Genomic DNA, 11,912 nt, shown 5'->3' with positions numbered 1-11,912 from the left:
TAAAAGTGTAGAAGTTCTACACTTTTTTTTATTTTTGTTGAATTGTAAATAAAAAAGAATGAAAAGATTACTATTGTTTGCTATGGTGTGCGCAAGTATATCATTTGTTTCTGCCCAAAAGAAATTTGATAAGGTTGCAAAAGTGACTTCATCAGAGATCAGATGGTGGGGGTATAAAGTGGTGAAAACCGAAGCTTCTTCCCACTCAGGAACGGTAAAGCTAAAAAGCGGAAAATTCAACTTTGACCACACGGTTCTGGTAGATGGAGAATTTGTAATAGATATGAGGAGTATGATGGCTGGAGATGTTTCTGATGAAGATCAAATCAAACTTACCAATGATCTGAAAAGCACAAACTTCTTTGAAGTAAAAAAATTCCCTATTGCAAAATTCCATTTGACTAAAATTATTCCTTTAGCAAACAGTGAATACAATTCTACAGTATACGGTGACCTTACCCTTAAAGGAGTGAGAAAAACAATTTCTTTCCCTGCGAATGTATACGTTACTCAGTTTACAACATCTATTGAGTCTGCAAAGTTCTCTCTGAACAGAAGAGATTTTAAAGTATTCTATCAGTCTTCATTGAAAGATTATTTCATTAAGAACGAAATGGATATCCAATTCAAAGTTACTACAGAAATGCTGGATAACGAGAATAGAGCTCCAAAGAAGAAAAAATAAGATTAATATACAATCAATATACAAAATGAGCAGTTCATCAGAGCTGCTCATTTTTTATGCCTCTTCTGCTTCAAAGATTTGTAACAACCATTCTCTGTTCCCTGTATTTTTTATAAATTCGTAGTATGAAAATTTATATCGTCAGCGGTCTGGGAGCAGACTTTAAGGTCCTTGAAAGAATAGAGTTTCCCAAACACTATGAATTGATTTTTATAGATTGGCTCATCCCTGAAAAAAATGAGCCTTTTGATGCTTATGTTAAAAGAATGGCTGATAAAGTAGATGATTCTGAGCCGTTCTGCCTGTTGGGATATTCTTTCGGAGGAATTATTGTACAGGAGATCAATTTATTGAAACCTGCGGAGAAAGTAGTCATCCTTGGAAGTATAAAATCTGATAAAGAAAAGTCAAAATTTATCAGAACAGGTGAGGTGACCAAAATTCCAAGAATACTGCCTGTAGGCTTGTTTAATGATAAAGCCGCTAATGTGTACTCTGTTATTCGAAAGCTATTTGATCCTAAAAACCCAAAAATTCTGCAATATTTTAAAGTAAGAGATCCTTATTACCTGAAATGGTCTGTAGAAAAAGTTTCTGAATGGAAGTTTGAAGAAAATCCCAATGTGATTCAGATTCTGGGTGATAAAGACATTGTTTTTCCAATTCGTTATTCCAAGCCGGATTATGTAATAAAAGGAGGAACGCATCTTTTTCCCGCTACAAAATCTAAAGAAGTTTCAAAAATATTGAATGAAGTATTTTGTGAAAAATAAAAATATTATTGCTTAAATAGTTTTTTTAAGGGGTGTTTGTTTTAAAAATATGATTTTTATAGAATTTATATTTAAATTTGATAGGGTTAAATATGAATTTTATGAAAATAGGATTAAAATGGATCGTTTCATTCTCAGTGATCACACTCGTTGCAGTGGGTGGTTTATTCTGGAATCCGGCTGCGGATATTCCTGATACCGGAGAATTTTTAAGTGAAGATAAAATTGTAGGCGCAGATGTAGCCTGGATTCTGGCTGCGGCAGGACTCGTTCTGTTGATGACACCCGGACTATCTTTCTTTTATGGAGGGATGGTTGGCAGGAAGAATGTGATTTCTACCATGTTACAGAGTTTTATCGCCTTAGGAGTTATCTCTATGGTCTGGGTAGTCATAGGTTTCTCTTTGTCTTTCGGTGAATCTTTAGGGATTACCATTGCCGGAAAACATTATGGAATCATTGGAAACCCGCTCAGTTATCCCTTTTTTAGCGGAGTAGGCAATCTGCCTCATAAAATGATGGCGCCCACTATTCCTTTTATCCTTTTTGCTTTATTTCAAATGAAATTTGCGGTTATTACCCCTGCGATTATTACCGGATCGTTTGCAGAAAGGGTTCGTTTTATATCTTATTTATTATTCATCGTTCTTTTCAGTCTCTTTATTTATACCCCTCTTTGTCATATGGTGTGGCATCCTGATGGTCTTTTGAATAAATATTTTGGGGTAAAAGACTTTGCAGGCGGAACAGTTGTACATATGAGTGCAGGTTTTGCAGCACTTGCCGGAGCTTTGGTGGTAGGGAACAGAAAGAACCCGCATCATGAGCCTTCCAATATTCCGTATGTACTTCTGGGAACGGGAATGTTGTGGTTTGGATGGTTTGGCTTCAATGCAGGTTCAGCATTAAGTGCTTCCGCTTCTGCAGCTACAGCTTTTGGAACAACTACTATAGCTTCTGCTTCAGCGATGATGACATGGATATTTTTTGACAGAATCAATGGGAGAAGTGTTTCCGCTTTGGGAGCTTGTATTGGCGCTGTAGTGGGGCTGGTGGCAATTACTCCCGGATGTGGTTTTGTGAGCATTCAGGAAAGTCTTTTTATAGGATTTATTACAGCGATTGTTTCCAATGCGATGGTCAACTGGAAAGGTTTAAAGAAAATAGATGATACGCTGGATGTTTTTGCCTGCCATGGAGTAGGAGGGATTATGGGCATGATTCTTACCGCTATTTTTGCCCACGGTGAAAAAGCCAGTCTGCTTCATGGAGGAATTGAGGTTTTCCTTCATCACATGGCTGCATTGATTTTAGTTTCTGCTTTTACTTTTTTTGGTTCATTAATTTTATATAAACTTACAGATTCTATAATTACATTGAGGGTTTCTGAAGATTCTGAAAATAAAGGGCTTGATCTTTCTCAGCATGAGGAAAGTTTCAGCTAACAAAAACAGGAGACTTTTCTCAAAAATCCAATTATTTGACTTTTGAGAAAAGTCTCCTGAGTGATATAGTAAAATCAAAATGATTTATTGAATTGAATGAATCGTTTCAAAGATTTTATTTTTAGAATTTTCAAAGACTTCACCGCCAAATTCTTCATTATCTAAGGAATGAATGATGACATCATTTACGCCCATGATCCCGAAAATATGTTTCAGGTAGGTCGTTTGAAAATTGACGTGTCCGTTCTTTTCATTTTCACCATATCCGGTATCACCCCGGGTTGACAGAATAAAGAGTTTTTTATTTTCAAGGAGACCTACATAATCACCATCCGGTATTCCTGATCTGAATTTCCAGGTTTCATTAATCCGCATCACCTGATCAACATAAGCTTTTAATCCGGATGGAATAGACCAGTTATACATAGGAGTTCCAATCACATATACATCATGTTCCCTGAGTTCTTTAACCAATTCGTCACTGAGCTGTAAAGGTTTTTGGTTTTCTTCAGTTTTGTCTGCCGGTTTTTTGAATGCTCCCGCGATCCAGGATTCATCAATATGGGGAATAGTGTCAGTTCCTGCTTCCCTGTAGGTGAAAGTATCAAGAGGATATCTGGTTTTCCAGTTTTCAGCGAAAAGCTGTGTCAGTTTTCTGCTGTAAGACCTCTCATTTCTTACACTGGCATTAATAATCAATATTTTCATTTGCTAAGAATTTATAACAGCAAAATTCCTGATTATTTATTCCTGAAAAATTGATCTAGTTCAAGAGGATTTATTTTTTTTCCTGATTCTGCTGATAAATTCTGCGGAGATTCCCAAATAGGAAGCAATCAGATACTGCGGGACTTTGGAGGAAATATCGGGATAAGTTTCCAGAAAGTCATAATACTTTTGTTCTGCTTTCAGCATGTGATTGAACACAACTCTTTTTTCAAGGGTTCCAAGATAACCTTCGAGAATAATTCTGAAATATTTTTCCAAGGATGGAATTTCCTTCAGCATTTTTTGAAAAGACTGATGGCTGATCTGTAAGAGTTCTGTTTTTTCTACGGCCTGTATATTATAAATGGAGGGCTTTTGTTTTGAAAAACTGGCAATATCTGTTGCCCACCAATGATCAATGGCTAAAAAAAGGATTTCTTCATTTCCGTTTTCTTCATTGATGCAGAAAGCTTTTAAAACTCCTGAAATGATGTAACTGTCATGGCGGCAGATTTCCCCGTTTCGCAACAAGAAATCTCCTTTTTCCAATGTTTTTTCTGTCCAGAAACTTTTGCATAAGGCTATTTCTTCCGGAGTTAGCGGGACATGCTGCAGAATACTCTTAATTAATGTTTCCATTTAAAAAAAATAATTAAAAAGAACAATATAATGATAGATCTGACTGACATTGTTACTATCAGTTCATTTACAAAAGTACTTATTTTATGGGCTGTAAAAACCAGATAAATCTAAGATTTTGCTATGCATATATTAGGATTTATCATGTATCTTTGTTTTAGAGGAAAATGACGAATCATTTATGGAATCAATATCGGTTTTTGAGATTATTAAAGTAGGAATAGGCCCGTCCAGTTCACACACGATGGGACCTTGGAATGCAGCAGCTGCATTTATCAGGATTATAAAAAGAGAAAGATCAATAGAAGAAGTTAAAGAGGTTTTTCTTGAATTCTTTGGCTCACTCGCAAAAACGGGAATTGGGCACGGAACTGATATTGCAGGAATGCTTGGGTTAAATGGGGAAGATTTTAAGACGATCAATACTTCTAAGATTGATGAGAAAATAGATTATATCAAAAGTACTCAAACCATTAATCTTGGTGGGGAGAAAATCATTCCATTTGTTTACGGACATCACCTGATTTTAAATATGAAAAAGAGCCTTGATTTTCATCCGAACGGAATGATCTTCAGAGCTGTTTTCGAAGACGGAACCGAGCTTGTACAGGATTTTTACTCTGTAGGAGGTGGTTTTATTGCCAGCCAGGAAAAAAACTCTATTCAAAAGCAGTGTGTACGTACTTTGTACCCATGTCATAAAGCTTCGGATATTGCAAAGTATTGTGAGAAGCTAGGATTTGATAAGATTTCAGATTTAATCTTCATGAATGAAGAGAGTTGGAGAACTCAGGAAGAAACGAGAGAGGAAGCGCTTTACATCTGGCGGCAGATTAAAGAATGTATTTACAAAGGAGTGAATAAGGAAGGGATTCTTCCGGGCGGACTGAATGTTTCCCGAAGAGCCGCTGGAATCAACAGAAAACTATTAGGAGACAAAATTTATAAAAATAAAGACGAATGGTTCCAACAGGTTGTTGATGCCGAAGAGAACTTTACAAATATCAACAAATGGATTGCCTGTTTTGCGCTGGCGGTGAATGAAGAGAATGCTAGTTTCGGAAGAATTATTACAGCACCTACCAATGGAGCGAGTGGGGTAATTCCGGCAGTATTGATGTATTCTCAGGCATTTACACCATTTATCAGTGAAGATGATATTGTAAGATTTTTGCTTGTAGCAGGAGAAATTGGAACATTATTCAAAAAGAATGCGACTATTTCTGCAGCGATGGGAGGATGTCAGGCAGAAATCGGAGTATCTTCTGCAATGGCAGCAGCCGGACTTACAGAAATCCTGGGCGGAAGTGTCGGACAGGTATTAATGGCGGCAGAAATTGCAATGGAGCATCATCTTGGGTTAACCTGTGACCCAATCAAAGGACTGGTACAGATTCCATGTATTGAAAGAAATACAATGGGGGCGATGAAAGCCATTACAGCAGCCAATATTGCATTGGAAAGTGATCCTACTAAGGCAAAAGTAACATTAGATGAGGTGATTCAGACGATGTGGGAAACAGCTCAATCGATGAGTGACCGTTTTAAAGAAACTTCTGAAGGCGGATTGGCGATTGCAGTCAACGTTCCGGAATGTTAATAGAAATTGTACATCATATTTAAAAACATAAAACCCTTAGTCAGTAATGTCTAAGGGTTTCTTAATAAAATAAAAGTAAAAACCGTTCGGCCTTTAGTATGGTATAGAGGAATTTTACCTTAAAATTCCTCTGATTCTGTTAGCATTGGTAATCAGTTCTTCAAGGTATTCGTAGTTTTCCTTTTCCAGAGCGGATTTAAATTTTCTAAGCTGGGAAATATGTTCGTTCAGAACGTCCAGTACATTTTCTTTGTTCTGCTTAAAAATGGGAACCCACATTTCAGGATGCGACTTGGCAAGACGTACCGTACTTGAGAAACCAGAACTGGCAAGCTGAAAAATAGTTTCCTCCTCACGTTCTTTTTCGAGTACCGTATTGGCAAGGGCATAAGACGTAATATGAGAAATATGGGAGATATAAGCGGTGTGGACATCGTGAGCTTCTGCATTCATATAAATCATGTGCATGTCAAGAGCATTGACTACTTTTTCTACGGTATTCAGTGCATCATCTGCAGATTCTTCTTTGTTGCATATCACACCTGCTTTTCCGGAGAAACTCTCTGAAATAGCGGATTTCGGACCGTTGTTTTCTGTTCCCCACATCGGGTGAAACGCTACAAATCTTGAACGTTTCGGATGGTTTTTTACAGCATTTACAATACCTGCTTTTGTAGAACCTGCATCCATTACAGTCTGCTGATCAGATACAAGATCAAGAACAGAAGGTAATAGTTTTCTGGCAGCATCTACTGGGATGGCAAGAATAATCAGATCCGAATTTTTAATTCCTTCCTCCAGATCTGCTCCTGCATCAATTATTTTAAGATCTAATGCTTCACTAATATGCTGTGTATTGTTATCGATTCCGTAGATGAAGCTGGCCAGGTTTTTCTCTCTTAATTTCAAAGCCATCGAACCTCCGATCAATCCTACTCCAATAATACTTATTTTCATCTTTTAAAATTTTTTAAAATAAAAAAACCTCGTCCCTAGGACGAGGTTTTAAATTATATTCATAAGAATCCTTATCCCAGAGCTGAGGTAAAAATTCTATAATAATATGTTCCGTTGTTAAAAATCACAGAGCAAAGGTATAAATATTTTTTAAATGAAACGAAATTTCTTTTCTAAATTGTGTGTAGGTGGGTTGAATTGGTTTTTTAGGCTTTAGCTCTTTTCTATGACTACTGCCTATTCCATTAACGTGGATAATTGCTCAGCATCAAAATTTGTAAAACTAATAGTATTAAAATCTTTAGGAGTGAAAATTTGATCTGGAATTGATTTTTCAGGCTCTCTTCTATCTATAAATGATTTTCCGTATTTACTTAGAACTATTTCTTTTCGACTTTTATCAAATTTAAAAGTAGTATAGCTATCAACGAAGTACCAGCCACCACCTTCTTGTTGCTCTATAGTGAAAAAGTTATCTTTAACAACGATATCTCTAAATCCTTCTGCTGGAGAGTTAGGCATGAATGTATAAATGATATTTTTATTTTTATAAATATCAAATTTATTTTTACTATTATTAATCAATACATACACGGGAGAATCCATAGTAGTCTCATCTTCTTGGGTAAAAGTTCTTAAGGTTTGAAATACAAGAACTATATCTTTAAGACCATCTCCATTTAAATCACAACTTTTTTGTTTTTCCAATATATATTTTTTTCCTGCAAGAGAATCTGTAATTTTTTTAATTTCATTAATATGAAGATCAATTGCTTTTGTTATATCAAATGAAATATTTTTAAGTTTTTTATTTAAAAACATATCTATTATAGTATCCCTTTTTTCAATTCTAAAACTATAATTTGGATTTTGATCTGTAGTGTTGGTAATTTCTTTCTTCCCTAAAAATTTTATACTGTTATTGTTAATATAATAAACAAGAAATAGGTGACCATTTTCTAAAAAATTGTCTACTAAAATTACTTTTTCATCATTGTTTTTAAATAAGAAAGTTTCATATCCTAGATCACTTGAATTATTTGATTCATCAATGTAATTTTTATTATTACTAGTAATTAGGATTGAATTTTTATTGAAAGAAATTGATAAATTATTGTCTCTATCAGAGCATTGATTTGAGTTGTACTTTTCCCCAGTACAGTTTAATTGTTCTTGTTTAAAATCAATAGGAAATGTTTCAAGTTTATTTGCGCTTTTCTGTTTAAGGCTATTTTCTTTACATGAAAAGAAAATAAGTAATAATAGAATTAAAAAGGGTTTCATCATTTGGTTAAGTTATTTATTCAGATTTTATCCTGCTTTTATGAACATATCCTTTTTTACCTTCTTTAGATACTACCAACCACCAATCTCCGTTTCGATCTAAAACTTCAACCTGTTCTCCGGTTTTAATTTTTTGAAGAATTTGAGATGATGTATTTTTTTCTTTTCTTAGGTTAGTGAAACCATCGGGATCTATTATTATTGAATATGTTTTTTCTTGATTATCTTCTTGTAAAAGCCCATACTGTTTGGAGTATTTTTCAAGAGATGGATAACCATAATATTTGTTTTTTTGAAAAGAGTCCTTTAGTTCTGGGTGAGAAACATAGACATTATTTAATAATAAGTAAGATTTGTCGGATTGAATATCAACATTTTCCTTACCGGCAAAGCCAAGTTGTAAAAGATAGGCAATAGCCTTTTCTAATGAAGCAGGTGTGATACCATTTGTTTTTGTGATATTGTTTTTATTATCAGTTAAATAAGATGTTAGTGCATACAGAAAAGAATCTTTGGATTTTAAACTTTCTAATAGTTTTTCTCTAATTTTAAATGAATTTGTAGTGTTATTATAGAATACAAATGATAGCCTAGAACTTTGTTCGATATCATCCCAGCTTTGGATATTTTTAACCGCAGAATTAAAAAGGGCTTCATTTTTTTCATAGTTAAACATAACTACTAAATCGATTGCAAGGTCTGGATTTTTAGATGCTACATTTAAGATTGAGGTCAAGTCATTTTGGTAAATAATTTTGTTTAGGGTTAATAATTCCTCAAAATAAGGATGTTTTTGATTACTATTTATACTTGCTTTGACATTATCTAAATCAGGTAGAATATCATTACCTATTTTAATATATTTTCCTTCCTTTGATATCTGATAATTGGTAGCTTCATTGAATATTAAAATATCATTATATCCGTCTTGAAGTTTATCAGGTTTAATGCCAAGTAGATCCATGTTTATTTTATCAAAATTTTCCTTGGTATTTTTGAATTTATGATGGGTGAAATAACTTTCAATTATTTCAGTTTCTTTTTTATCCATTGTATTTTCTTTTTCTTGTGAATGACAGGAATTAATTGTCAGTATTGACATGATTAAGAATACTGCTTTTCTTATTTTTTTATTGTGGATCATATTTTTTATTTTTTCTAATTACCGTATCTTTTGGATCTGGTACAGTACCATAATTGGTAAACATTGCTTTTAAATCAGTAGTTTCTTCTACATATATGTATATGGTTTTACCCTTTTTAGCTTGCTCTGTATATATCTTTTGAATAATAGGCATGTCTTTATTATAAACCCTTAAACATCCATGTGTTACCATAAGAGCACCATTATCTGTTAATCCCGTTTTTCCGTCACCGATTGTATGTCCACAATGCAATAAAATTCCTGAGCGGCTAGAGGCATTTAGTGCATCTCCAGCTTTTGGACTTAAACGAATTGTTCCATGATTTCCAAAAGAAACACCAGAATTAGGATATGGTTGGCCATTGACATTAGGTACATTAAGTTCCTGTTTGGTTTTCCATAATCCATTAGGAACGTTTCCATATCCTCCATTAGTATATCTATCCTCTCCACCAGTTCCCAAACCTAAAACATAGCATTTATGTAATATGCCAGTATTGTCGAAAAAGACAAGAAGCCCTTCTTTCTTTCTATCGCTTGGTACAATTACATCAATATATATTGTTGTGTCATCAGCGATATATTTTGAGTCGTATGTTGCGTACTTTCCTTTTTCTTTTTTAGGTTCAGCCCCCTTGCCAAATTTACAGGAATCAATTTTAAAAACTACTGATGTAATATCAGTAAACGCTTTTTGTTTTTCATCATAATTTGTTGATTTTTTATTTCCAATGGTTTTATCTGCATTTAGTCCTACTAAAGGACATATTTTACCTTTAACATCTTTTGTTGTATTTGTTAATTTGTTGATACCTTTCCATTTGAAAAAAATCATTCCACTTGATACAGCTAAATCTATACTTTGTCCAATAGCATCAGGATTTTTTAAAACGTCAATATTATTATATTTTAAGGTATAAGGATTACAGTACTTATAAAATCCTTTTCCAGTAACTTGTATTAATCCTCTACCTCTATAGTTCCAACCATCATTTGGTTCTGTATTTTCTAATTCTTTAGCTTTGGCAGCAGGAGGAGAGTATGCATAATTTGCAATTTTAATTTGTGTTTCCTTTGAAACATCAATTGCTTTAGGGTCTCTTCTGTCTCTTATTGTACGTCCCCAAAGTTTTGCTTTTTCTCGACCTTCTTTAGTTTTAAATGCACCAAATGTACCAATTAAAGATTCCCAATAATAATTGAAACCTTCTCCTTCTTTTAATGATAGTGCATCTCCTGATTCTATTTTAGCTTGTGCAAAGAAATGAGCTTTGTTCCAACATGTATTCATTCCCAGGTCCTTCATATATTTGGTATATGTGTCTGCAACAATTTTTCTATTAGTTTCGGAAGCACTAGGGAAGATGGTTTTTAAATCATCTGCTGTTACAGGCTTATCGCAATTAGGACATTTCCCGGTTTCCGGCTTTGGATCTTGTGTTTTCTGCACCCCCGCCGCACTCTTCACCTTCTCCACCTGCATCAGACCTTCCGAATTTACCCCAAATTTTTGAGATTCTGCGGAAAGATCTTTGGAGATAATTTCTATAAAATAATTTTGTTTATCGGAGTCAGGGTCGCCGATAGGGGAGTCTATTCCTTTTTCAAAAATAGCTTTTGTAATGATAAATCCTGAAGTGTCACATACATCAGCAGGAATTTTAATATTTCCACTTCTGTAAACTTCATCGTTGGAAGTGGAATCATATTCCCAAACTACATATTGGATGTGTTTTCCCACCATATTTTTGGAGTGGATTCTTATTCTTACTTTATCTCCTACAGCTACTTTGGACAGTTCATTTCCAGTATCATCAATGAAAAGAGCTTCTATAATATTACCCTTAGGATCCGGCTGTTTGGGTGCTCCTCCTTGTTTTGTCGGAAATTTTGGTGTGTGTGTGCCGGGTTGAGGCTTAGGTTTAGGTTGATTTTGAGGCCCGCCTTTATAATCAGGATTAGCTACGTCTACATTTACCTGGCTGGCTCCCTGGATTTTCCCGGAGTAAGTTGCGGTAACATAATATTCATGATTAGCGCCTTCATTCCTGTCACCTTTCATCATAAACTGATTGGCCACCTGACGAAGAATTTTTTCATCAGACATCAGGGGTATTTTTACTTCCGCAATACCTTTTTCATTCACCAAAGCCTTGTAACTTCTTGTATGACGGTTATTTTTATTAATATTAGCATCGTGACCTTTTCCTGGCGCATCATCTTCCCAAAGATGAAATTCGATCTCTTTATTAAACATCGCAATGCAATGTGCCTGTGCAATAAGAGTATCGCGGTAACTTGCCTTATTGACATCTTTTGCTCCTCTGTTGAAAAGAATCACTTTCTCTATTTTTGAAACCTTATCACTGGTCGGAATTAATATACAGCTGCCAGCAAGTTGTTGGGTTGCAGACATGCCGGGTAAAATCCCTTTTTTAGTCTCATAAACTTTCATTTGAAATTCTATACCCAGACCTATTTCTCCGAATCTGTACGTTACCTTTTCACCCTTTTTAGGCTTGTTGGTAATGTCTTTCCATATTCCGTTTTTCTGCTTCTTGTATAGATACCATTCATAATCTCCTTTTAGGCCGAATGACAGTCCAAAAGGTTTTATTTCGTAGGTATAGGTCGTTCCTACCAGAGGATTCTGATTCCCGATTATAGTTCCTGTCAT

The 11,912-nt window shown here is 34.7% G+C and carries 10 protein-coding genes; 4 read left to right on the top strand and 6 right to left on the bottom strand.

Translation table 11 applies throughout. The features are described from left to right. The first annotated feature begins 58 nt into the window (after positions 1-58). The 3 genes from GFU89_RS17020 to GFU89_RS17010 all read left to right on the top strand — a co-directional run bounded on the left by GFU89_RS17020 (position 59) and on the right by GFU89_RS17010 (position 2,903). Positions 59-685 (top strand): YceI family protein, encoded by a 627-nt coding sequence (locus GFU89_RS17020; RefSeq protein WP_047381173.1) that lies wholly within the window; start codon positions 59-61, stop codon positions 683-685. 125 nt (positions 686-810) lie between these two features. After that, the gene (locus GFU89_RS17015) at positions 811-1,458 is read left to right on the top strand and encodes an alpha/beta hydrolase (protein WP_318848267.1); all 648 of its coding nucleotides are present in this window, start codon (positions 811-813) and stop codon (positions 1,456-1,458) included. Positions 1,459-1,559: 101 nt separating this feature from the next. Continuing rightward, complete coding sequence (locus GFU89_RS17010) at positions 1,560-2,903, top strand: ammonium transporter (protein WP_318848266.1); 1,344 nt, start codon at positions 1,560-1,562, stop codon at positions 2,901-2,903. Positions 2,904-2,987: 84 nt separating this feature from the next. On the opposite strand, the gene GFU89_RS17005 is transcribed toward GFU89_RS17010, so the two are convergent. Next, positions 2,988-3,611, bottom strand: a complete 624-nt coding sequence (locus tag GFU89_RS17005; protein WP_318848265.1) for an FMN-dependent NADH-azoreductase — start codon at positions 3,609-3,611, stop codon at positions 2,988-2,990. A gap of 60 nt (positions 3,612-3,671) precedes the next feature. Next, positions 3,672-4,250 carry a Crp/Fnr family transcriptional regulator gene (locus GFU89_RS17000; RefSeq protein WP_318848264.1) on the bottom strand — a complete coding sequence of 193 codons (579 nt, stop codon included), beginning with the start codon at positions 4,248-4,250 and terminating at the stop codon, positions 3,672-3,674. A gap of 181 nt (positions 4,251-4,431) precedes the next feature. On the opposite strand from GFU89_RS17000, the gene GFU89_RS16995 reads away from it, so the two are divergent. Beyond that, on the top strand, positions 4,432-5,850 hold the full coding sequence (locus tag GFU89_RS16995; protein ID WP_318848263.1) for an L-serine ammonia-lyase: 1,419 nt from the start codon (positions 4,432-4,434) through the stop codon (positions 5,848-5,850). Positions 5,851-5,964: 114 nt separating this feature from the next. Here the strand turns inward: GFU89_RS16995 and GFU89_RS16990 are convergent, their stop codons facing one another. The 4 genes from GFU89_RS16990 to GFU89_RS16975 form a co-directional block, all read right to left on the bottom strand. After that, positions 5,965-6,807 (bottom strand): prephenate dehydrogenase, encoded by an 843-nt coding sequence (locus GFU89_RS16990; protein ID WP_318848262.1) that lies wholly within the window; start codon positions 6,805-6,807, stop codon positions 5,965-5,967. A 237-nt stretch (positions 6,808-7,044) separates the two neighbouring features. After that, positions 7,045-8,094 (bottom strand): hypothetical protein, encoded by a 1,050-nt coding sequence (locus GFU89_RS16985; RefSeq protein WP_318848261.1) that lies wholly within the window; start codon positions 8,092-8,094, stop codon positions 7,045-7,047. A gap of 13 nt (positions 8,095-8,107) precedes the next feature. Then, entirely contained in the window at positions 8,108-9,235 is a 1,128-nt protein-coding gene (locus GFU89_RS16980) for an SH3 domain-containing protein (RefSeq protein ID WP_318848260.1), read from the bottom strand. Continuing rightward, a complete protein-coding gene (locus GFU89_RS16975) occupies positions 9,222-11,912 on the bottom strand; it encodes a hypothetical protein (RefSeq protein WP_318848259.1) in 2,691 nt (896 codons plus the stop codon). The genes GFU89_RS16980 and GFU89_RS16975 overlap by 14 nt, the downstream gene beginning before the upstream one ends.

This window comes from Chryseobacterium sp. JV558, assembly GCF_033712365.1.
Classification (GTDB): domain Bacteria; phylum Bacteroidota; class Bacteroidia; order Flavobacteriales; family Weeksellaceae; genus Chryseobacterium.
The sequence above is the reverse complement of the archived record's forward strand: the minus strand, read 5'-3'. Positions and strand labels throughout refer to the sequence as shown.

Coding starts and splice junctions, on each gene's coding strand:
- GFU89_RS17020 (WP_047381173.1), top strand. CDS start 59: ATGAAAAGATTACTATTGTTTGCTATGGTGTGCGCAAGTATATCATTT.
- GFU89_RS17015 (WP_318848267.1), top strand. CDS start 811: ATGAAAATTTATATCGTCAGCGGTCTGGGAGCAGACTTTAAGGTCCTT.
- GFU89_RS17010 (WP_318848266.1), top strand. CDS start 1,560: ATGAAAATAGGATTAAAATGGATCGTTTCATTCTCAGTGATCACACTC.
- GFU89_RS17005 (WP_318848265.1), bottom strand. CDS start 3,611: ATGAAAATATTGATTATTAATGCCAGTGTAAGAAATGAGAGGTCTTAC.
- GFU89_RS17000 (WP_318848264.1), bottom strand. CDS start 4,250: ATGGAAACATTAATTAAGAGTATTCTGCAGCATGTCCCGCTAACTCCG.
- GFU89_RS16995 (WP_318848263.1), top strand. CDS start 4,432: ATGGAATCAATATCGGTTTTTGAGATTATTAAAGTAGGAATAGGCCCG.
- GFU89_RS16990 (WP_318848262.1), bottom strand. CDS start 6,807: ATGAAAATAAGTATTATTGGAGTAGGATTGATCGGAGGTTCGATGGCT.
- GFU89_RS16985 (WP_318848261.1), bottom strand. CDS start 8,094: ATGATGAAACCCTTTTTAATTCTATTATTACTTATTTTCTTTTCATGT.
- GFU89_RS16980 (WP_318848260.1), bottom strand. CDS start 9,235: ATGATCCACAATAAAAAAATAAGAAAAGCAGTATTCTTAATCATGTCA.
- GFU89_RS16975 (WP_318848259.1), bottom strand. CDS start 11,912: ATGACAGGAACTATAATCGGGAATCAGAATCCTCTGGTAGGAACGACC.